General features: G+C 61.3%; 22 protein-coding genes. 15 read left to right on the top strand and 7 right to left on the bottom strand.

Annotated features, from left to right (window positions below; translation table 11 throughout):
• Nucleotides 1-306: 306 nt before the first annotated feature.
• The 3 genes from E5678_RS09860 to E5678_RS09850 all read left to right on the top strand — a co-directional run bounded on the left by E5678_RS09860 (nucleotide 307) and on the right by E5678_RS09850 (nucleotide 2,867).
• Entirely contained in the window at nucleotides 307-1,338 is a 1,032-nt protein-coding gene (locus E5678_RS09860) for a ZIP family metal transporter (RefSeq protein ID WP_136178362.1), read from the top strand.
• 264 nt (nucleotides 1,339-1,602) lie between these two features.
• Nucleotides 1,603-2,160, top strand: coding sequence for a fasciclin domain-containing protein (locus E5678_RS09855; RefSeq protein ID WP_136178361.1), 558 nt, complete (start codon nucleotides 1,603-1,605; stop codon nucleotides 2,158-2,160).
• A 212-nt stretch (nucleotides 2,161-2,372) separates the two neighbouring features.
• A complete protein-coding gene (locus E5678_RS09850) occupies nucleotides 2,373-2,867 on the top strand; it encodes a hypothetical protein (protein ID WP_136178360.1) in 495 nt (164 codons plus the stop codon).
• A 162-nt stretch (nucleotides 2,868-3,029) separates the two neighbouring features.
• Here E5678_RS09850 and E5678_RS09845 read toward each other — a convergent pair whose 3' ends face one another.
• Nucleotides 3,030-3,467: a DUF4124 domain-containing protein gene (locus tag E5678_RS09845; protein WP_136178359.1), complete on the bottom strand. Its 438-nt coding sequence runs from the start codon at nucleotides 3,465-3,467 to the stop codon at nucleotides 3,030-3,032.
• Nucleotides 3,468-3,874: 407 nt separating this feature from the next.
• Between E5678_RS09845 and E5678_RS09840 the strand changes: the two genes are divergently transcribed.
• On the top strand, nucleotides 3,875-4,828 hold the full coding sequence (locus tag E5678_RS09840; RefSeq protein WP_136178358.1) for a chemotaxis protein: 954 nt from the start codon (nucleotides 3,875-3,877) through the stop codon (nucleotides 4,826-4,828).
• 49 nt (nucleotides 4,829-4,877) lie between these two features.
• Here E5678_RS09840 and E5678_RS09835 read toward each other — a convergent pair whose 3' ends face one another.
• Nucleotides 4,878-5,351: a YHS domain-containing (seleno)protein gene (locus E5678_RS09835; RefSeq protein WP_136178357.1), complete on the bottom strand. Its 474-nt coding sequence runs from the start codon at nucleotides 5,349-5,351 to the stop codon at nucleotides 4,878-4,880.
• A 299-nt stretch (nucleotides 5,352-5,650) separates the two neighbouring features.
• On the opposite strand from E5678_RS09835, the gene E5678_RS09830 reads away from it, so the two are divergent.
• The 3 genes from E5678_RS09830 (at nucleotide 5,651) to E5678_RS09820 (ending at nucleotide 7,267) form a co-directional block, all read left to right on the top strand.
• Nucleotides 5,651-5,881, top strand: a complete 231-nt coding sequence (locus tag E5678_RS09830; RefSeq protein ID WP_136178356.1) for a hypothetical protein — start codon at nucleotides 5,651-5,653, stop codon at nucleotides 5,879-5,881.
• 426 nt (nucleotides 5,882-6,307) lie between these two features.
• On the top strand, nucleotides 6,308-6,736 hold the full coding sequence (locus E5678_RS09825; protein ID WP_136178355.1) for a hypothetical protein: 429 nt from the start codon (nucleotides 6,308-6,310) through the stop codon (nucleotides 6,734-6,736).
• 243 nt (nucleotides 6,737-6,979) lie between these two features.
• Nucleotides 6,980-7,267 (top strand): hypothetical protein, encoded by a 288-nt coding sequence (locus tag E5678_RS09820; protein WP_136178354.1) that lies wholly within the window; start codon nucleotides 6,980-6,982, stop codon nucleotides 7,265-7,267.
• A gap of 80 nt (nucleotides 7,268-7,347) precedes the next feature.
• On the opposite strand, the gene E5678_RS09815 is transcribed toward E5678_RS09820, so the two are convergent.
• On the bottom strand, nucleotides 7,348-7,839 hold the full coding sequence (locus E5678_RS09815) for an aspartate carbamoyltransferase (protein WP_247597016.1): 492 nt from the start codon (nucleotides 7,837-7,839) through the stop codon (nucleotides 7,348-7,350).
• Nucleotides 7,840-8,028: 189 nt separating this feature from the next.
• Between E5678_RS09815 and E5678_RS09810 the strand changes: the two genes are divergently transcribed.
• Nucleotides 8,029-8,661 (top strand): Crp/Fnr family transcriptional regulator, encoded by a 633-nt coding sequence (locus E5678_RS09810; protein ID WP_168708528.1) that lies wholly within the window; start codon nucleotides 8,029-8,031, stop codon nucleotides 8,659-8,661.
• Nucleotides 8,662-8,693: 32 nt separating this feature from the next.
• On the opposite strand, the gene E5678_RS09805 is transcribed toward E5678_RS09810, so the two are convergent.
• Nucleotides 8,694-9,206 (bottom strand): glutathione peroxidase, encoded by a 513-nt coding sequence (locus tag E5678_RS09805; RefSeq protein ID WP_247597015.1) that lies wholly within the window; start codon nucleotides 9,204-9,206, stop codon nucleotides 8,694-8,696.
• A 398-nt stretch (nucleotides 9,207-9,604) separates the two neighbouring features.
• Here E5678_RS09805 and E5678_RS09800 point away from each other — a divergent pair, with 398 nt between their 5' ends.
• From E5678_RS09800 to E5678_RS09785, 4 genes are all read left to right on the top strand, one after another.
• Entirely contained in the window at nucleotides 9,605-9,790 is a 186-nt protein-coding gene (locus tag E5678_RS09800; RefSeq protein WP_136178350.1) for a hypothetical protein, read from the top strand.
• Nucleotides 9,791-9,875: 85 nt separating this feature from the next.
• A complete protein-coding gene (locus E5678_RS09795; RefSeq protein WP_136178349.1) occupies nucleotides 9,876-10,502 on the top strand; it encodes an excalibur calcium-binding domain-containing protein in 627 nt (208 codons plus the stop codon).
• A 205-nt stretch (nucleotides 10,503-10,707) separates the two neighbouring features.
• The gene (locus E5678_RS09790; protein WP_136178348.1) at nucleotides 10,708-11,334 is read left to right on the top strand and encodes a hypothetical protein; all 627 of its coding nucleotides are present in this window, start codon (nucleotides 10,708-10,710) and stop codon (nucleotides 11,332-11,334) included.
• 435 nt (nucleotides 11,335-11,769) lie between these two features.
• Entirely contained in the window at nucleotides 11,770-12,195 is a 426-nt protein-coding gene (locus tag E5678_RS09785; protein WP_136178347.1) for a hypothetical protein, read from the top strand.
• Between the two features lie 107 nt (nucleotides 12,196-12,302).
• On the opposite strand, the gene E5678_RS09780 is transcribed toward E5678_RS09785, so the two are convergent.
• Nucleotides 12,303-12,683: a hypothetical protein gene (locus tag E5678_RS09780; protein WP_136178346.1), complete on the bottom strand. Its 381-nt coding sequence runs from the start codon at nucleotides 12,681-12,683 to the stop codon at nucleotides 12,303-12,305.
• A gap of 495 nt (nucleotides 12,684-13,178) precedes the next feature.
• Nucleotides 13,179-14,042: a c-type cytochrome gene (locus E5678_RS09775; RefSeq protein WP_136178345.1), complete on the bottom strand. Its 864-nt coding sequence runs from the start codon at nucleotides 14,040-14,042 to the stop codon at nucleotides 13,179-13,181.
• A 673-nt stretch (nucleotides 14,043-14,715) separates the two neighbouring features.
• Between E5678_RS09775 and E5678_RS09770 the strand changes: the two genes are divergently transcribed.
• Nucleotides 14,716-14,940, top strand: coding sequence for a hypothetical protein (locus E5678_RS09770; protein ID WP_136178344.1), 225 nt, complete (start codon nucleotides 14,716-14,718; stop codon nucleotides 14,938-14,940).
• Nucleotides 14,941-15,051: 111 nt separating this feature from the next.
• Nucleotides 15,052-15,219: a hypothetical protein gene (locus E5678_RS09765; RefSeq protein WP_210732020.1), complete on the top strand. Its 168-nt coding sequence runs from the start codon at nucleotides 15,052-15,054 to the stop codon at nucleotides 15,217-15,219.
• 107 nt (nucleotides 15,220-15,326) lie between these two features.
• Here E5678_RS09765 and E5678_RS09760 read toward each other — a convergent pair whose 3' ends face one another.
• The gene (locus E5678_RS09760; protein WP_136178343.1) at nucleotides 15,327-16,217 is read right to left on the bottom strand and encodes a dienelactone hydrolase family protein; all 891 of its coding nucleotides are present in this window, start codon (nucleotides 16,215-16,217) and stop codon (nucleotides 15,327-15,329) included.
• Nucleotides 16,218-16,478: 261 nt separating this feature from the next.
• Between E5678_RS09760 and E5678_RS09755 the strand changes: the two genes are divergently transcribed.
• Nucleotides 16,479-18,299: an NERD domain-containing protein/DEAD/DEAH box helicase gene (locus E5678_RS09755; RefSeq protein ID WP_210732019.1), complete on the top strand. Its 1,821-nt coding sequence runs from the start codon at nucleotides 16,479-16,481 to the stop codon at nucleotides 18,297-18,299.
• Nucleotides 18,300-18,325 lie beyond the last annotated feature (26 nt).

Raw genomic sequence — 18,325 nt, 5'->3', positions numbered from 1 at the left:
ATTGTAGGCATGTGGAATGCCTTCAGACTGGGTAGGGCTGCACAATGTGCGCCCAGGCATGGGCTGAAGCGGCCCATTTTTGACCTGCGCCCCCTGCACGCCCCATCCAAAGCGCCTGCGGAACCCAACCCCCAACCCGCCATCAGTCCGCGATGCCGCCACGCAGAACCGGTGTCGAGCGCTGGCCAGCGCGCCACCTTGTGCCCGCTATCGCCCCCATTGCCACTTTCAAATGGACAAGCGCCATGGTTTGAATAGAATGAGAATCATTCTCAATAAAGAACTTCGCTTCCAAGCGCTTTGCTCATGACCGCCTTTATCCGCCAGATCCAGCCCGTGTGGTTCCAGCTTCAACAGCTGGAACGGCCATTGCCGCCGTTTGCCTTGCGCAATGCCTTGCTGGCCTTGGGCGCGGGCCTGCTGTTGATGGCGGGGTTGATGGCGGGCAGCACGTTCTGGGCGCCAACCCGGTTGTGGTGGGACGCCACGGGTGCCAGCAGCGCCATGACGGCGGGGGTGCAGGCTTCGCTGCTCGCAGCGTTGGCCACGGCGGTGGGGGCCTTGCCGGTGTTTCTGGTGCAGCGGGTGAGCAAGCGGCAGGAATCGGCGTTGATGGCATTTTCGGCCGGGGTGATGCTGTCGGCGGCCATCTTTGCCTTGCTGTTGCCTTCGCTGGAAGCCGGTCGGGCCATGCTGGCCAACACGGGTGCGGTGCAAACGGGCTCGGCTGGGCTCACGGCCTTGGGCCTGTTGCTGGGCATGGGCTTGATGCTGGCCATTGACAAGGCCATGCCGCACGAACACCCGGTGTTGCCGCCGGCCGCGCAGGGCCATGCCACGCAATGGGCGGCGGCTGGGGACTTGGGGCAGACCCAACGCGCCTGGATGATGGTGCTCGCCATCTTGATTCACAACGTGCCCGAAGGCCTGGCCGTGGGTGCTGCGTACTCGGGCACTGCCCTGGGGGCAGGGGCCGACGGCGCCGCGCAGGCCGCAGGGGCTTCGGTGGCGTTGGCCATTGGGCTGCAGAACATGCCCGAGGGGCTGATCGTGGCCATGGCGCTGCGTTCGCTGGGCAAGGGGGCTGCCTTGTCGTGGGGCGTGGCGGCGCTCTCGGGTTTGGCTGAGCCTCTGGGCGCCATTCTGGGCCTGTGGGCGCTGGGCAGCATGCCGGCGTTTTACCCGGTGGGGCTGGCGGTGGCGGCGGGCGCCATGATCTTCGTGGTGAGCCACGAGATCATTCCTGAAACCCACCGCAACGGGTTCGAGGGCCTGGCCTCGGCCATGCTCATGGCGGGTTTCGTGTTCATGCTGATGCTGGACGCCGCACTGAAATGACGCTCGCGCCCCGCCGCAGTGCGGGTCGCCAGCCTCATCCAATGCGGTGTTGCCTCAACCCGCCATGAAACCGGAGCCCTGAGCAAAGCTTCAGTCTCAACAGACAGGCGGGCCTCCGCGCGAGGGGGCAAAGCCGGTTTGCGGGTGTTTCAGGAGGGGGTGAAAGTTTTTGGGAAACACCTGAATCCAGCGCCGCACCTGCTGCGTATCCAGATAAGCCGCACACAACAGCGGTGAACATTCAACCCATCAGGAGATCTTTCCATGACCGTCGTTTCCCGCAAACTCACCTCCGTCGGCCTGGCCGCCGTCTTGTCGGCTGCCTCCGTCGCTGCCATGGCCGATGTCATGGTCGGTGGCGCAGCCATGCTGCCATCCAAAGACATCATCGACAACGCCGTCAATTCCAAAGACCACACCACGCTCGTTGCCGCCGTCAAGGCTGCGGGTCTGGTTGACACGCTGAAAGGCCCCGGTCCTTTCACCGTCTTCGCGCCCACCAACGCTGCATTCGCTGCTTTGCCAGCCGGCACGGTTGACGCCCTGCTCAAGCCCGAAAACAAGGCCATGCTGACCAACGTTTTGACGTACCACGTGGTCGCGGGCCAATGGGACGCCGCTGCCGTCCGCAAGATGATCATGGACGGCAAAGGCTCGGCCATGATCAAAACCGTGAGTGGCGGCACCCTGACGGCCAAATCCGCAGGCGGCAAAGTCGTGCTGACCGACGAAAAGGGCGGTGCCGCCACGGTCACGATTGCCGACGTGGTTCAGTCCAACGGCGTGATCCACGTGATCGACAAAGTGTTGCTGCCCAAGTAACCCCCAGTCAGAGGCCATCGCGAGCGCTTCGCAACCTGTCGCTCCAGGGCAGAGGTCTCTCCAGCCCGCATGGTCTGAGCGCCATCAAAGAAAACGCCCACGCGCTTTGAACGTGGGCTTTTCTGATGATCGAGCGAGTCGGATGGGCCCACGGCTCTGGGCTTCCAACCCCAAATGTGCCGGAACCGGGCACTTGCGTCACACTTGGCACCATGAAGCATTTCCTCACCTGCCTTGTGCTGACCTGCATGGCATTGACTGCCTCGGCCCAGACCTTGTGGCGCGACGCACCGATGCAAGCCAGTCCGGCCGAGATCCGCGCCCTGATGCCCGACGCCCGCGAAACCTCGCCCACCCAGCGTTCAGTGGACCCCAGCGCGTTGCTGGAAATCCCCAGCACCTCGATTGCGGATGAGACCTTCGCCGTGACTTTCCACTTCGAGTCTGAGCGCCTGCAGCGGATCCGCCTGCAGGCCCAACCCGCCACCCGCGAGCGCATCCAGGCGTTGCTGAAAACCTTGCAGGCTTCGCTGCGCGCGCGCTACGGACTGCCCATCAGCACCAAGACACGGCCGGGCGCGGCGCTTGGAGCGGTTGACCTGAAGTGGTCGTTTCGGCGCATGACGGTGCAGCTCCAGATGGTCGATGGCAAGACGGTGGAGTTGATCTACGCCGCCAACATACCGAGCCGGCCGGTGAATCTTTGAGCGCGGGGCGCTGCGCAAGGCGACAACGCCGGTTGCACTGCCCCTGAGCGCCAGCCCAAAGGCAAGGAGACTGCGCCCCCTTGAATTCACACCAACAATCGCGTTTCGCGCTTCATCCCGCGAAAGCCTTGACGGGCACGAACATGCGCCATGTTTGGATCATCAACAACGCGGCATGGGCAGATCGGTGCAGTGGCCGCAAGCGGTGTTGTTTCTGCCATTCCCGAAGCGGTTGTCTCGGCCGCAAGCATTGAAGCAAGCCCGACTGGCTGCGAAAGCCGCGGCCATTGCCTGGCAACTGTCTTGGCTTGTTGCGGTGATGCCGGGCTTCTTGGCTGGAAGATAGATCACGCCGCCCGTATCGGGCGCGGTCGGCTCGGCCTCGGGTGGGGGTGGGCTGGCTTTGAAGGTTCCCACCAGGTTGGGGCCTGGAACAACCACTTCTTTGACCACCTGCGGGTCAGTGGACACCGGTTGATCGCTAAAGTGAACGGTTCCGTTGCTGTCCTTCCAACGGTACACCTCAGAAAGCGCATTGCCGCCGCCGCCCAAAACCAGCGCGAAGGCAAATGTTAAAAACAGCCAGCGAAAAGCGCTCATGTTGAAGAATGTTAGAGAGTGAAATCAAATGCCGGAGCCCGACCCCAAACAGCCGCGATCAACCGCGCGGGGAAATCCAATGGGAAGAGGGCAGGCCTTTGAACCAGATTGCGCAATCGAAGGCAAAAGGGAATAATTTAACCCGATATTTTCCAATGCCCCCGTGTTGTGTGGTGTGCGTCTTATGCGGGAATGCAACACGCTGGGGCTGTCGAGGGGGCGGTTGCCAGCCAAAGTTGGCGTACATCCCTCGCCAGACCCCTGCGGCCGGGGATTCTGGCAGCGCTGTTCTCCCACCACCGCGGGGCTAAAACCCGAACAGCGACGCGTTTGGGGGGCTCTTGTGCGGTTCGGTTTGTGGCTTCGGCCCCTATCCTGTGTGAACCCAAAAACCGGAGCTTTCCCGCATGACAACCCCGTTGCACGACGCCGACGAGCGCACCAACCTCACGGGCAACAACCAGTTTGAACTGCTGTTGTTCCGCCTGGGAGAAGCCCCTGGAACGGAACGCCGCGAACTGTATGGCATCAACGTTTTCAAGGTGCGCGAGATCCTGGTCATGCCCACCATCACTGCCATGGCGAACGCCCCGGCCAACGTGCTCGGTATTGCCAACATCCGCGGCCAGATCATCCCCGTGATCGACCTGCCCGCTGTGGTGGGCTGTGTTCCCAAGCGCGGGCTCACGATTCTGATGGTGACCGAATACGCCCGGACAACCCAGGCCTTTGCCGTTGAAGAAGTGGACGAAATCGTGCGGCTGGAGTGGAGCAACGTCCTGGCCGCCGAAGGCAATGGCGGCGATCTGGTGACCAGCATCGCCAAGCTGGACGGCGATGCTGAAAAGAGCCGCCTGGTCCAGGTGCTGGACGTGGAGCAGATCCTGCGCAACGTCATGCACACGGCAGAAGAAGCCATCACCCCGCAGTCGGTTGGCGCGGCGGTCAACCTGCCCGAGGGATCCATCATCCTCGCCGCGGACGACTCGCCGGTGGCGCGCATGATGATCGAACAAGGGCTCGCCGCCATGGGCACGCCCTACATCATGACCAAGACCGGGCAAGAGGCCTGGGAGCGCTTGCAATCCATTGAAGTTGAGGCCAATGCCGAAGGCAAGTCCGCACAGGACAAAGTGGCGCTTGTGCTGACCGATCTGGAAATGCCGGTGATGGATGGATTCACGCTGACGCGCAACATCAAGCAAGACCAGCGCTTCAAGTCGATCCCGGTTGTGATCCATTCGTCCCTGACCGGAACGGCCAACGAAGCACACGTGAGCTCCGTAGGGGCCGACGCATACGTGGCCAAATTTGTGGCCAGCGAACTGGCCGCCACCATCCGGCAGGTGCTCAGGCAGTAACAACGTCAAAAGATTCGACAGCGCCTGCGCACCCAACGCCGGCGTGCTGTCAGTGCTTCTTGAGAATGGCAGCCCAAGCCTTGGCGGCCTCCTGGTTGTAGGCCTTCCAGTCGCCGGTGATCCAGCGCTGGCGGCCGGCCTCTGCGTAGAACAGGTGCAGCTTGTCGCCAAAAAACTCCCAAACAGAGCCATCGGTTTTGATCAAACCTTCGCCGCTTGCCAGTGCGTTGGAGCAATAGCCGTTGTATTCGGGCACGTAAGCGGCGGGGTTGGCGGTAAATTTGTCGGCACTCGCTTGCGATGCAAATCGCCAAGTCGCGCCCAGGTGCTCGACCTCAAAGCGGTCGAGGCCTTCGACCACCTGATGGCTTGAGCGCGCCTTGACGCTGAAGTAAGACACCGTGTCTTTCCCGCCAATCGCGGTGTTGCCAAAATAACTGGTGCTCACGGGCTCAGCGGCAAAGGCCGGAGCGAACAGGGCCAAGCCCAGTGCAAAAACAGAGAGGGTTTTTATCAAGAACATGGGGGGATCCGTTGCATTCGAAAAATGGTGTGTAGCGGTGTACATCTTTTGGTCAAACGAAGGCGGGAAGTCTTACAGCCGGCACCCGGCCATCAATTTGCTGCGCGAATGCACATTGCCCGGATGGACTGTTGCCTTCAAACACCGGGTTCCAAACACATGCGATTCTGTTTGCCAGCCAGCCCATGCCCCGTTCGCAGGTGTAAGACCTTGCATGTGGCGCGGGTGGCGGTGTGCTTGGCAAACCTTGCGGGCGCATACTGGTGTGCAAAGTTCGTGGTTCGTTGAAAGGAATACAGATGGTTCAAACAGCAAGCATTGTGGGCAAGGTTGAATACCGCATAGGCGACGGCCCTGCCGTTGAGATTCCTGAAGGTCCGGTTGAGGTGTCGATCACGGAAACCGACGCCACCCTGAGCTGGGTGAGTGGCGATTCGCATGGCTCTGCGGCCTTGCCCGTCGATGATTTCCGCCGCTATGTCGAAGAAGGAGAAGTCAAGCTGGATGGCCCGGAGCAGGTCGAAGTTTGAGCGGCGCGCAGTGGCAGCCAGGCGAGCGAGCCTTTGCCCTGCGCTTGGTGAACCACTGATCTGCCACGGGTGGTCAAAACGGGGTCGGCGCTGACACACAAACACCTATCGATCCAGACCTGTGGTCAATACCGTCTACCAAGCGTGTTGCCTGCCGGTTCTCGCGCGAAGTCACGTGAAGAATCGCGCCAAGGCATTCAATGCCAGAAGGGCGTGACATGGCGGCATGGGCAAGGGGGTTGAAGGCAAAAGGCATGACCCGATCTCGAATGCCCTGAGGCAGTGATCGCATTTCGTCGGTCCGATTTGAAAAATGATCGCTGTTGGTCTAAGGTTGAAGCGTCTGGCGACGCATTTGCCCCTCACACGCTCCGAGCGCGTAGGCCGTTGTCAGGCTCTCTTTTATTCTTCCGTAAGGAGAACAACATGGGACTACTGAACAAGATTTTTGGCAGCAAGGTTGAGTATCCGCCGCTGCCGGCCGGCAACGAGGCCATGGTCATACTCGATGAACTCAAAATGCCGCTGGAGGAACTGGCGCACAAGGTGTCTGACCACCTGGAGGTGGTTCCGGCAGAGCACGAAGCCTTTGTGTTCCTCGGCAAGCCGCCCAAAAACTTTGGCATCGCCTGGATTCACGATGGCGAGGTCACCGGCCTCAAGGAGTTCGCCGAAGAACACAAGCTGTCGCAAATCGAAGTCGGGCGATTGATTGCCCGGCTCGGCGAGGCCTATCAACACGCCAGCGAGACGCCGCGCTACTCGACAGAAGTGGGCGGCAAGCAGATGGTGATCATTCCCTCCAAGAGCCTTGAGCAGGAAATGCACCAGATCTTGGCGAATACGCTGCACTGAGTGCGACACCCGGTGCGCCGCACCCTTGGCGCTTTTGTCCGCGAAGATTGCCGAGGCAGGCGGCGCCTTGGGCGCGGGGTTCAACTTGAATCAAAGCACTGCTGGGCGTATTCGACACCACGCATGAGCGGCCATTGACCTAGCGCAACCTCGACCGGTCGCGAGGGCCTATGCTGGTTGTTCGTTGCGGTCGCAAGCAAGACGCTTTCGATCCCCACTCAAACAACTTCAAGGAACCACGACATGTCCACGAAACGCGACGAATACACCGCCAGCATGAAGCAACAGCTTGATGACCTCAACAAAAAGATGGACGAGCTGGAGGCCAAGGCCGATGAGGCGAAGCAGGATGCCCGCGACGCCTACAAGGCTGAGATGGTCAAGCTGCGGGCCCAGTCCAAGCTGGCCATGGACAATTTCAAGGAATTTCAGGCGGCTGGGGACGATGCCTGGGACAAAACGGTCGCTGAGATGGAAAAAGTCCGTGACGCGTTCTCTCACTCATTCAAGTACTTCAAGTCCCAGATCTGAAGACCGTCTCGGACCGCGCCATGGTTTCGCGGTCCAGGGGTTTGGCCAGGCCAAGCCTCGTATCTTCCCTCAAAGCGCCCTCACGGTTTGTGCATGGCACCGTGAGCGGCATGGCCCGCCATGGCGTCCTTGCCGTGGTCGGACAGCTGTGCGTCAAACCAAGCGTGCAGCGCCACCACGAGGGCGGCCTGGGTTGTGGTGTAGCTCAGTTCGGCGCCGTCCTTGAGTTCCCTGTAGGTGATGGCGATCTGCCCCGGGCGGGCCGCCTTCAATGCGGCCAGGCCGGGCATGTCCTGTCCATGAATGCGCTCCGGCCCTGAAAAATCCCCCTTGAGGAATTGATCGCGAATCTCATGCAGGTGCAGGCGCGTCAGCTTGACTTGCTCAGCGTTGTCGGCTTGCTTGACCACCACCTGTTGAACACCGCCTTGCGCCGTCTTGGTGAAGATATGGGTGGTCGCAGCCAGGTTGAAGGGCATCACGTCTGTGCCACGCTGCGCAACGCCTGCCTGACGCTGCTCTGAAGCCGCAGTGGCCATGTGGGCGCTGTGGTCCATCTGGGAATGGTCCATGGCCTGGGCATGCGCGGCGCCTGTTCCCATCAGAAAAAGCCCAAGCGATGCGAGGGTGGTTTTGAACATGTGCATGTGGTTTCCCCGGTTGAACGTGTGCCGATGCGCTTGATTATCGGTACGAAGCGGCCGCTCACATATGATTCGAATCATACGGCCCAACTTTCATCGGCATTCATCAACGTTCCTATGAGCCCACCGTTTCAGCTACCCGACACGCTGCGCAAGTTGCTCCCAGCCAGCCTCACCGCCCTTGCATCTGGCGTTGAACTGCGCAAGGGAGAGCGCCTGTTTCTGCAACGCCAGAGACCCCGCCGCATGGTCTTCGTGGTCTGCGGCGAGATCGCGCTGGAGCGCCTGGGTGAACAGGGCAATACCGTGGTGCTTCAGCGGGTTCGCGAGGGTTTTGTGGCCGAGGCCAGCCTGCAATCGGGCAGCTACCACTGCGACGCGGTGGTGATCGCCGCGGGTCAGGCGGTGTCGCTGCCCATCGAGCCGCTCAGGGCAGCGCTGGCGTCAGACCCGGCCTTCGCCTTGCGCTGGATCGCCATGCTCAACGCAGAGGTGCGCCGGCTGCGGGCGCAGTGTGAGCGCATGTCGCTCAAGGGTGTGGACCAACGGCTGCTGCACATGATTGAAACCGAAGGTGTGGATGGCCGCCTTCGCATCGGGACTGGCCTGAAGTCTTTGGCCACCGAGCTGGCCGTGACCCACGAAGCGCTCTACCGCACCTTGGCCGCGCTGGAGAAAGGCGGCGTGGTGTTCCGCGAGACGGGCTATATAACGTTGGCCTGTGCCGAACCGGACCCCGCGCGTGCGTGAGTGACAGCGTGCGCCCACGCGCTCGAGCCGCTTCAAGGTTTCTGGCTTAAGCCCGCCTCAACCGCCGTCACCATCGCCGCGCTGCCCGGCTCGACTTCGCTGGCAAAGCTGGCGACGCGCTGGCCGTCGCGGCTGATCAGGTATTTGTGGAAGTTCCACTGCGGTGCGGCCTTCGTGGCCTGAAACAGCTGGGTGTAGAAGGCGTTGCGCTGCGCGCCCACCACGTCGGATTTGTTGAACATCGGGAACTTCACGCCATAGGTGTTGAAGCACAAATCGGCAATCTGCTTGGCGTTGCCTGGCTCTTGCTGGCCGAAGTTGTTCGACGGGAAACCCAGCACCACCAAACCGCGCGGCCCGTACTTCGCGTACAGCGCCTCCAGCCCCTCGTACTGTGGGGTGAAGCCGCAATAGCTTGCGGTGTTCACCACCAGCACCAGTTTGCCGGCGTACTGACAAAGGTTTTGCGGTGCGCCGTCTTGCAAGCGGGCAAAACTGTGTGAAAGCAGGCCAGGGCAGGGCGGCACTTGGGCCAGCGCGGGCATGGCAGCAAAAGGGGTCAGCAAGACCCCCAGCGAAAGCATGAGGCGGCGTATTGGCATGGACGCATTTTGTACCCGCGCAACGTGCCATGGCTGGCGTGTCACAGATGCCTGCGCCCACCGCAGGGCCTTGCGCCAACGCCGTGGATCGCAAGGTGTCAAGGGCACACCCAGGTGCTGCCGCGCCCAAAAAAATGCAGGTTTTTTGGCGTCCAGCATGCCTCGGGAAAAGGCTGTATCAACCAGAAGCCTGGGCGGCCGTGGCCCGCAGCGAAGACTTGCGGTCTTCAAATAGGAGGCTGCCCCCAGAAATCCACATTTGAATCCCGCGAACTGTACCCAGCAGCCTTGTCAGTGGTGATGGCGGTGTCGCCGTTTCAACTCCTTAGAATCGCCCAATTATGGGAGAAGACGCAGTTAGCGAAGAAACCCATTCGGCGAAAGACGTTGAAGCATTGGGCTCGAAACAGCGCAAGCCCGCGTTGGCGTCAGAACTGATCCCTACATTCAACCAGGCGCAGGTGTTTTCCAACTGGGGTGACCGCTGGCTGATCGAACTGGCCGTGGATGCCCAAGGCGGAGGTTGATGCGGCCTGCCACCGCTCGCTCTGGTCAAGCGTCTAGCAGCGCACCCTTTTTTTCCTCAATGACCCCTTACCCTTGCCCTTGGCCATGAACACCCCCACGCCCCGATTCAACGGCACGCTCAAAAAATGGAACGTTGAGCGAGGCTTTGGCTTCCTGGTGGCCGAGCATGGCGACCAGGAGTTGTTTGTGCACGTGTCGGCTTTTCCACGCGACGGACGGCCACCCACCGTGGGCGAGGCGCTGACCTTTGAGATCGAACTGGACCGCGACCAGCGCAAACGGGCCGTGCGCCTTCAGCGACCCGGGGCAAAACGGGCGGCAAGAGCTGCCCGCCCCAACCACTCGCCTCAGGCGCAAGACTTGCGCGCGCATCGGCGCACCCATTCAAGCTCTCAGTCCACTTCCCTTGGCTCGGTGCTGGTGGCCATCGCGCTTCTCGCCGGTTTGGGTTGGTATGTGTATTCCCGCTATGCAGGTGTGTCCGAAGGGGTGAGGGGCGTGCCGCAGTCGCTCATGGGTGGAGCCGTATCGGTGACGCGGCAGCCGCAACAACCCGCCTTCCAATGCGATGGGCGGCAGCATTGCTCGCAGATGAGCTCTTGCGAAGAGGCCAAGTTTTTTCTGCAAAATTGTCCCGATCCCAAAATGGACGGCGATGGGGACGGTGTGCCTTGTGAGCAGCAACTGTGCAATGGGTTCTTTGGCAACTGAGCGCGGCAGACACGGCGAAGGGGTCGACACCTCGCAGCGACCTCTACCCGGTATCCGCCCGGAGAGGCAAAAGGCGAAACCTGAGTCCGGGGTGGGGCGTCCCTGGGGCCACGTTGATTTGTTACACGTTGGTTGCTGGTGCTGACGGTCCCGGCCCTACACTGCCCTTCGACAACGTTTTATCTCAAAACGACACGGAGACACCATGCGCCTCGCTCCCCATTCAATGCTCAAGGTCCTTGTATCCGCGGCCCTGCTCGCCAGTCTGGGGGCCCATGCGGCCACCACCGTGCAGGTAACGGTGACAACGCCGGCCGTGCCAGAAGCGCCAGAAGCGCCAATCAGGCAGGCAACTGCACCCAAGCAAGACTTCGCCACCCACCTCGCCCTGGCGGACTTGAGCAAACAAGGCATCACCAACCCCACCCCGGCTGAGGTGAACGCAGCAGTCCAATCCATTCAGGCGCAACGAACCAGCGGCATGGGCTGGGGCGAAATTGCCCACTCACTGGGTCTTAAGCTGGGTCCGGTCGTGAGCGCGGCCAATCGCGCCAAGCGCGCTGACGACCCCAAACGCACCGAAGTTGCTGACAGCCGCAAGAGTAAAAGCACAAGCAAAAGCGACGGCCGCAAAGGCAGCGAAACCCAGAGCGATAAAAGAGGCAACGAACGCGGGAACGGGAGCAGCAACAGCAAGGGCAACAGCGACGGAGGCGGCAGCAGCGGCAGCGGCAAGGGCGACGGAGGCGGCAGTAGCGGCAATGGCAACAATGGCAACAGCAACGGCGGGGGAAAGGGCAATGGCAATGGCAACGGAGGCGGTAAAAAATAACGCCCGGTTTTGAGCCATCACCACCCGCGGCGCCTCTTGCCGTGGTGGTGCGACCGGGGTGGGCCCCGCGCCAGCCTGTACCGGTCAATGCAGCGCTTCTTTTGCTTGATTCTGCGTGTCAAATGGGCCTCAGCGGCCTTTGAGCAGCCCATACCACACACCCCAGCCACCGCATTCGGCTGGCTTGCCACTGCTTAATATTTAGGCGCTCCTCGCAAAGCCAGCAGGCGCAAGGGTTTGACGGCTTGTGAACAAGCTTATCCACAAGTTCGCCCACAGGCGGCGGGGGTAAGTCTTTTTTGACCAGTGAGCGTTTTCAGGCAAAAAAGGGCGAGACCAGCCCCAGATGGCTTCGACGGGTGGCGATTTGGCCCATTGCCCAGGTCTTGCGGTGGTAGTAGAGTGAATGTCGTTCACTCACCAGGAAGCCGACAAATGAAAGCCATTCAGACCCTCGCGGCAGCATGCTGTCTGTTGTTGAGCGGGTTCGCCAACGCGGCGCCCAGCTACAACGGCACGATCAAGGGGACCGTCGACGGGAAACCGATCGACGTGAAGGCCGTCTGCGAGCGGAGCAAGCTCGGAACGTCGGACAGACTCAAGGCCATGTCTGACCCGGGCATGGAGGCCGATGCCAAAGACCGCAACGGCGATGGCATCGCCGTCTCGGTTTCCGCTGACATGACCCAACTCGGGGGTGCTTTCAACGTGCTCGCCGGTGGCAGGGTCTACAAATTCGGCACCACCAAGGCCATCAAGCTGACGCCCACCGGACTGGCCCTCAAAGCAAACTTCAAGCCTTCGCGAGACAAGCCCGAACTCACGGCCTACGACGTTGACTTGACGGTCGACTGCCCCTGACCGGTCAACCCTGGCTTGAAGCCGAAGGCTTTGAATCTGACCCCATCGGCAGGGTCGTCGCAGCCCTGCGAAGTTGGAGGCCTTGGCCTCGGGGGCTGGCCCCCGAGTCAGCGAAGGGTCATCGGGACCACTTCTCCATTCCTGGCGCGTTTGTAGTACAGCACATTGCCCACCGCATACAGTTCTGAGCAGTTGTCTCCAGCTTTGGGCAATTTGGTGCACCACTTTTCGCCCTCGACCAGCCACGGCCCGTTGTCGCGAAAACCCTGGTCGGTATCAACAAATACGTAGCCCCTGTTGTCGAATTCAAGGCGCCAGTTGCCATTGGTTGCCGACTTCACCGTGAACACCTTCCCAGCCAGTCGGGCTGTGAGGTCGGTGCCCGCGATGGCAGTGGCTTCGGCGGGGTATTCCGTGGGAAAGGTGGTCTGGGCAGATGCACTGCACAGGCAAAAAAGGAAAGAAGTGAGCGCCAGTGAAACTCTCATAAAAACTCCCCAAATTGAACCCGACGGATTGAACAAATGTGTACCGAGCCCATTTGCCGACTTGTTGAATCAAAGGCAGTATAGATCGCTTGATGGCATTTTTGGAGCCCACCGGGGGCAACCCATCGGCGAAAGGGCAGATGGATCGGGCAGCGATTTCTGTGGTGTCTGACCCCCAATAGCGGACCCTGAATACCACGGACCCCGAGCTTTTAAATGAAGGTCCTGGCGAAGCGACCCATGGGAGGGGGGTTGAGGCCCAAGGCTGTGATCGCATACCTGCATGCAAGAACCACCTGGTGCGCCAGATCTGCAGCGTATTCGTATCAGCCCGCGCGTTAGATGCCCATGGCTTGGAAACCCGGATGGCCCTTCAAGACGGAGTCTGCGCGCGGTGGTCTTTCTCCCGGCTGTTCAATCCGGGTCGGGATCACCCGTCAGGTTCCGCTTATGGGGGGTCGATTTTGGCGTACCGTGCTCGCAGCCACCACCCCACTATTTCTTCGCCACCGTGGCCTGCGGCGGCAGCGAACGCAAGTAAGCGATGAGCGCGCCCATATCGGCGTCGTTGATGCTCTTGTAGAAGCCATAGCCCATGGGCGGCCTGAGGGGGTGGCCACTCTTGTCCATGCCGTCGCGAATGGCCGTGGCAATCTGGACGTCGGTCCAGCCCTTCAGGCCGGTGGCATGCGGGGTGAGGTTGCGTGAAACGCTTTCGCCCCATGGCCCGGGGAACACCTGTCCGCCAGCCCCCAGCTGGTTGAGTTCCAGCATGCCGTTGTCGTTGCGCGGCGTGTGGCACTCCATGCAGTGACCCACATTGGCCAGGTACTCACCGTACTTTTGCTTGTTCGCCAGCGGCGGCGCTTTCACATGCATGACGGGGGGGCCGTAACTGGGCGGCAAGGGCATGCGGTAGGTGGACTTGGCCACCGCATGTTTGACCGGTGGTTGCGCACGCAAATAGGCAATGATCGCCGCGAGATCGTCGTCTGAGATGTTGCGGTAAAAACCCATCGGCATCGGCGGGCCAATGATGGTTTTATCAGGCCGAACGCCTTCGCGAATCGCCTTGGCCAGTTCGGCATCGGTCCACCGGCCAATGCCCGTTTCCGGATCTGGCGTGATGTTGGCGGCAATGGCGTTGAACCCGGGCTCGTCGAAGGGCATGCCGCCCGATAGGCCCTTTTCAAACAGCGGCTGCCCTTTGTCGCCGCGGGGAAAGTGGCAGTTGCCGCAAGCCACCACGCCGTTGACCAGGTATTTCCCGCGTTCCACCAAGGCGGTGTTTTGCTGCGCCCAAAGGGCGCCACCGTGGCAAACCAGCAGGGTCGGCAGGATCCATTTCAGGAGCTTCATGACAGTTGCACCTTGCGCTGAGAGCGCCAGACAAAACCCTGGCGTTGGCCCGGACGAAATTATGTGCTTTCTGGCAAAAAGCTTCAACTGCACCTTTGTGTCGGACGACAGGGTTTGTCGAACCTTGAGCGCGGAGGCCGTTTCAAAGGCGCCGTGCCATGTGGCTGGAGACCTAGGCGGCGCAACTGTCTCGCCATCGGGTGACGGTGAACGTTGGAGTCTGACGTTCATGGTCAGCCCTTCAAGCGGGAGAGCCGGCGTGCGGGCACGAAAAGCTTGAGCGGACGCACTCCGACTTCCCTGTGATGCACACCGTGCCTTGAAAGATGGGGTGGAGCGAAAGCCGGCTCCATTACGCTTACCACACCCCCAAGGCCCCAGGTTGGGTTGGCGTGGCACTGCTCAATATTTAAGCACCGCTCGCAAAGCCAGCAGGCGCAAGGGTTTGACGGCTTGTGAACAAGCTTATCCACAAGTCCACCCACAGGCGGTGGGGGTAAGTTTTTTTCGACCGGTGAGAAGTTTCGGGCTGAACACCAAGACCTGCCCCGATCCCGATGACCCCGGTCCCGGGACCCAAGGCCTGGCGCAGGGAGCTGGTGCTGGTTTGCATGGGATGGGCAACCGGGGCATACTGAAATGCACGGTTCACGAACCATTCAAGGGAACACCGATGACTCAAACTGCACGCATTGTGGGAACCATCGAATACCGCGAGGGCGACGGCCAAGCCATGGAGATTCGCGAAGGGCCTGTGGAGGTGGCGATCACAGAACTCGACGTCACCTTGAGCTGGGTGGAGGGCGATACACATGGCTCCACAGCCATTCCCGTTGCCGACTTCCAGCGTTACGTGGACGAAGGAAAAATCGAGCTGGATGAGCCTGGAGAGGAATAAGCCTGAAGCTATTGAAGCGCTCCAGGCCCGAGCCCAACACATCCAGCAAAGCCCGCCGGTCCACATCGTCCACCAAAGTTGGCTCCCGCTGTTCGCCGCGCGAAGTCACTGATGAAAGTGTTCGCAGAACGGCTCAAAGCCGACGGGCTGGCACCCAAGGCGGTGACTGCCGCTTGCATGCACAAGCGGATCCGCCAGATCTGCGGTGTGCTCAAGTCACGCACCGCGTTTGATGCGCATCTATCGAGAGCTCGCCTTGACTTTCAAGACGGTATCTGAGCCCGATGGCCAAAACCCGCGTCAGCCCAAGCTTGCCGCTCTGTTGCGCGGCTCGCTCAGTGGCTGGTTGGAAACCCGGGGACCCGACACCGAAACCCCTGCTGCCTTCACCCCTTCAAATGTTCTTTGAAAAACCCCATGGTCCGTCCCCATGACAGTTCGGCGGCGGCGGCGTCAAAACGGGGGGTGGTGTCGTTGTTGAAGCCGTGCTGGGTGCCCGGATACTGGTGCGCCTCATGGCGCACACCCGCCGCCTTCAGGGCAGCCTCGTAGGGGGGCCAGGCGTTGTTGATGCGGTCGTCCACACCGGCAAAGTGAATCTGCAACGGCGCCTTCACCTTGGCCGCGTCTTCGGCTGGTGGATGGTTGCCGTAGTAAGGCACGGCCGCGGCCAGATCGGGTATCTGGGTGGACAGCATGTGGGCAATGCCACCGCCATAGCAGAACCCCACCACGCCCACGCGACCGGTGCTGTCGGCGCGGCCCATGAGCGCCTTGGCCGAAGCCAGCATGTCTTGCCGGGTCTTGCTCTGGTCGAGCGTGGCAAACAGGGCTCGGGCCTTGTCTTCGTCGCCAGGGTAGCCGCCCAGGGGCGCCAGCGCATCGGGCGCGAGTGCCAGGTAGCCTTCGAGCGCAATGCGCCTCGTGATGTCTTCAATGTGCGGGTTCAGGCCCCGGTTTTCATGGATCACCAATACGCTGGGCAGCTTGCCCGTGGCGCCAGCGGGCTTGGCCACATAGGCCTTCAAGCTGCCATAGCCCGACGGTGAGGGCACGTCCACCACCTCGGTGGAGATCCGTGCGTCGTCTTTGGGCACCACTTGCGCGGCGGCAAAGTTGGGGCTGAGCGCGGCCAGCAAGCCAGCCGCCGTCATGCCGCCCACCGCGAACTTGCCCGCGCGGTCCAGAAACCCCCGGCGGGACAGGTCGCCATGCACATAGGCGTCAAACAAGATGAGCAGTTCCTGGTCGAAATCGGCAGCGGTGAGTCGGGGCATGGGGATTCCTTCACAACGGGTTGATGATCGAGCCACACAGCATGCCGCAAGGAAAATAACGCACCCAGCTGCACAGGCTTAGCTGTTGAGCCTCGGTGGGGCACAAGGTTCCGATGCCAACCTGGAATCTGAGCCCGATGAACCTTGAGTTTCAGCGTCACGTCGTCAAAATGTTGCCAGATGTGACAGGGTGCTGCACTATCGTGGGCGTTTCTTTGGCAAACTGCGCTGATAACTTCTCGTTACAGGGATTCTCAAGGGATGGCGACGCTGATACCGGCATTGGGCAGTTGTGTTTCTCGCATGACCAGCGGGGAGCGGCGCTTGGCCGAGCGGCTGGAACAAAAGCTGGATGACGACTATCTGCTTTGGTACGACGTGCCCATTGGTCCCAAACAAACGCACCCCGATTTTGTGGTTTTGCATCCGCGCCGCGGCTTGCTGATTCTGGAAACCAAAGACTGGCGCCTGGAGACGGTGCAGCGGGCCACGCGGCAGATGTGGGAGATAACGCCCGATGGCCAGGCCAAGGTGGTGATCAACCCCTTGGCGCAGGCCCGCCATTGCGCGATTCAGGTGGTCAACGCGCTGGAGCGCGACCCCCAGCTGGTTCAGCCCCGCGGCGCCCACCAAGGCAAGCTGGCCTTCCCTTGGGGCCATGGCGTGGTGTTCACGCGCATCACCCGCAAGCAATTCGAGATGGCGGGCCTGGGTGAGGCCATTGAGCCGCATTACGTGATCTGTTCCGACGAGATGACGGAATCGGTCGACGTTGAAGCCTTCCAGCAGCGCCTGTGGAACATGTTTCCCCATGCGTTTGGCAGCGTGATGTCATTGCCGCAGATTGACCGCGCCCGCTGGAACATGTTTCCTGAAGTGCGGGTGCCAGATCAGGGCAGCCTGTTTGATGACAACGACCCCGAAGCCGAAATGCCCAGCATCATGCGCGTGATGGACCTGCAGCAAGAGCAGCTGGCACGCAGTCTGGGCGATGGACACCGGGTGATCCATGGCGTGGCGGGGTCGGGCAAAACCATGGTGCTGGGCTACCGCGCCGAATACCTGGCCAAGGCGCACACGGCGGCAAGCAAGCCCATTCTCATTCTTTGCTACAACGAGCCGCTGGCCGTGAAGCTGGCGAGCGTGATGGAGGCCAAAGGCCTGGCAGCCCAGGTGCACGCCCGGCATTTCCACAAATGGTGCCGCGATCAACTGGTGGCGTTTGGGCAGACCCTGCCGGCGAACAACCTGCCGAAGAATGTCTTCTTCGACGACATGGTGCAGCGCGTGATCGAAGGCGTGGACCGCAAGCAGATCCCCAGCGGGCAATACCAGGCCGTGCTCATCGACGAAGGCCACGATTTCGCGCCCGAATGGCTCAAGCTCGTGACGCAAATGGTTGACCCCACGACCAACAGCCTGCTCGTGCTCTACGACGATGCGCAAAGCATTTACGAGCGAAGCCGCAGCAAACAGTTCAGCTTCAAGAGCGTGGGCATACAGGCTCAGGGGCGCACCACCATCCTCAAGATCAACTACCGCAACACCCGGCAGATTTTGCAAACGGCCAACTTGATCGCCGCTGAGCTGTTGACCGCCGAAGATAAAGACGAAGACGGCATTCCGCTGCTCAAGCCCGTGAGCGGCGGGCGCGATGGCGAAGCGCCCATCATCATTCGCCTGCCCAGCCTGCACGAAGAAGTGGCGCAAATGGTGGACCAGCTCAGCGCCGCCCACCAGGAAGGCCACGCCTGGGGCGACATGGCCATGATCTGCCGCACGTGGAGCGAGATGGAGGCCTGCGGCCGGGCGCTGAAGCAGCGCGGCCTGCCGCACCAGGTGCGCAAAGGCTCAGGCACCTTCAACCCCGCCGCCGACACCATCAAGGTGTTGACCATGCACGTGAGCAAAGGGCTGGAGTTTCCGGTGGTGGCGCTGGTGGGCGTGGGCCACATGCCGGCGGCGAACCAGAATGAAAAAGACGAAGCGCGGCTGTTTTACGTGGGGGCGACCCGGGCCACGCAGCGGCTGATCATTGGCTTGAGTGGGGATGGGCAGTTTGCGAACCGCTTCGCGGCCTGATCGATTCGAAAAATACAAAAGGGGAG

Origin of the sequence: Hydrogenophaga sp. PAMC20947, from assembly GCF_004795855.1 — a bacterium.
In the GTDB taxonomy this organism is placed as follows: Bacteria; Pseudomonadota; Gammaproteobacteria; order Burkholderiales; family Burkholderiaceae_C; genus Hydrogenophaga.
The sequence above is the reverse complement of the archived record's forward strand: the minus strand, read 5'-3'. Positions and strand labels throughout refer to the sequence as shown.

Excerpts from the sequence above, each read along its gene's own strand:
- E5678_RS09860 (WP_136178362.1), top strand. The coding sequence starts at position 307 with ATGACCGCCTTTATCCGCCAGATCCAGCCCGTGTGGTTCCAGCTTCAA.
- E5678_RS09855 (WP_136178361.1), top strand. The coding sequence starts at position 1,603 with ATGACCGTCGTTTCCCGCAAACTCACCTCCGTCGGCCTGGCCGCCGTC.
- E5678_RS09850 (WP_136178360.1), top strand. The coding sequence starts at position 2,373 with ATGAAGCATTTCCTCACCTGCCTTGTGCTGACCTGCATGGCATTGACT.
- E5678_RS09845 (WP_136178359.1), bottom strand. The coding sequence starts at position 3,467 with ATGAGCGCTTTTCGCTGGCTGTTTTTAACATTTGCCTTCGCGCTGGTT.
- E5678_RS09840 (WP_136178358.1), top strand. The coding sequence starts at position 3,875 with ATGACAACCCCGTTGCACGACGCCGACGAGCGCACCAACCTCACGGGC.
- E5678_RS09835 (WP_136178357.1), bottom strand. The coding sequence starts at position 5,351 with ATGTTCTTGATAAAAACCCTCTCTGTTTTTGCACTGGGCTTGGCCCTG.
- E5678_RS09830 (WP_136178356.1), top strand. The coding sequence starts at position 5,651 with ATGGTTCAAACAGCAAGCATTGTGGGCAAGGTTGAATACCGCATAGGC.
- E5678_RS09825 (WP_136178355.1), top strand. The coding sequence starts at position 6,308 with ATGGGACTACTGAACAAGATTTTTGGCAGCAAGGTTGAGTATCCGCCG.
- E5678_RS09820 (WP_136178354.1), top strand. The coding sequence starts at position 6,980 with ATGTCCACGAAACGCGACGAATACACCGCCAGCATGAAGCAACAGCTT.
- E5678_RS09815 (WP_247597016.1), bottom strand. The coding sequence starts at position 7,839 with ATGGACCATTCCCAGATGGACCACAGCGCCCACATGGCCACTGCGGCT.
- E5678_RS09810 (WP_168708528.1), top strand. The coding sequence starts at position 8,029 with ATGAGCCCACCGTTTCAGCTACCCGACACGCTGCGCAAGTTGCTCCCA.
- E5678_RS09805 (WP_247597015.1), bottom strand. The coding sequence starts at position 9,206 with ATGCCCGCGCTGGCCCAAGTGCCGCCCTGCCCTGGCCTGCTTTCACAC.
- E5678_RS09800 (WP_136178350.1), top strand. The coding sequence starts at position 9,605 with ATGGGAGAAGACGCAGTTAGCGAAGAAACCCATTCGGCGAAAGACGTT.
- E5678_RS09795 (WP_136178349.1), top strand. The coding sequence starts at position 9,876 with ATGAACACCCCCACGCCCCGATTCAACGGCACGCTCAAAAAATGGAAC.
- E5678_RS09790 (WP_136178348.1), top strand. The coding sequence starts at position 10,708 with ATGCGCCTCGCTCCCCATTCAATGCTCAAGGTCCTTGTATCCGCGGCC.
- E5678_RS09785 (WP_136178347.1), top strand. The coding sequence starts at position 11,770 with ATGAAAGCCATTCAGACCCTCGCGGCAGCATGCTGTCTGTTGTTGAGC.
- E5678_RS09780 (WP_136178346.1), bottom strand. The coding sequence starts at position 12,683 with ATGAGAGTTTCACTGGCGCTCACTTCTTTCCTTTTTTGCCTGTGCAGT.
- E5678_RS09775 (WP_136178345.1), bottom strand. The coding sequence starts at position 14,042 with ATGAAGCTCCTGAAATGGATCCTGCCGACCCTGCTGGTTTGCCACGGT.
- E5678_RS09770 (WP_136178344.1), top strand. The coding sequence starts at position 14,716 with ATGACTCAAACTGCACGCATTGTGGGAACCATCGAATACCGCGAGGGC.
- E5678_RS09765 (WP_210732020.1), top strand. The coding sequence starts at position 15,052 with ATGAAAGTGTTCGCAGAACGGCTCAAAGCCGACGGGCTGGCACCCAAG.
- E5678_RS09760 (WP_136178343.1), bottom strand. The coding sequence starts at position 16,217 with ATGCCCCGACTCACCGCTGCCGATTTCGACCAGGAACTGCTCATCTTG.
- E5678_RS09755 (WP_210732019.1), top strand. The coding sequence starts at position 16,479 with ATGGCGACGCTGATACCGGCATTGGGCAGTTGTGTTTCTCGCATGACC.